General features: G+C 45.1%; 1 protein-coding gene. It reads right to left on the bottom strand.

Annotated elements, in window-relative coordinates:
* On the bottom strand, positions 1-319 hold a 319-nt coding region (locus F1E73_RS17790), incomplete at both ends, for a hypothetical protein (RefSeq protein ID WP_191089084.1).

Below are 319 nucleotides of genomic sequence, written 5' to 3'. Positions count from 1 at the left end.
TTACCTGTTTCCCATCAGCGGTTAGATTGGCGTTCACCGTTAGGGGGTGAGGTTCGCTTATCACGGTTTCAAAACAATAGGGTTCATAGGTCTTTCCTCCCTCTGTTCCTTCAATGCAAATCCCATAGGTTCCTGCGGCTAGGTTCTGAATAGTGTAGGATTCCGTGAAATTGAAGGTGGTGCTTATGGAGCCTCCTGTAATTGTCCCTTGGTAATTTAGCGTCTTATTGGCGTGTAGGTCAATGGAACCATCACTTTTCCCCCGGCAGGAAGCACTATTAATTGCTATCTCAAAATTATCTGCTGGGAATAGGTATAA

The organism is Arenibacter lacus, assembly GCF_008711145.1.
Classification (GTDB): Bacteria; Bacteroidota; Bacteroidia; order Flavobacteriales; family Flavobacteriaceae; genus Arenibacter; species Arenibacter amylolyticus.
The sequence above is the reverse complement of the archived record's forward strand: the minus strand, read 5'-3'. Positions and strand labels throughout refer to the sequence as shown.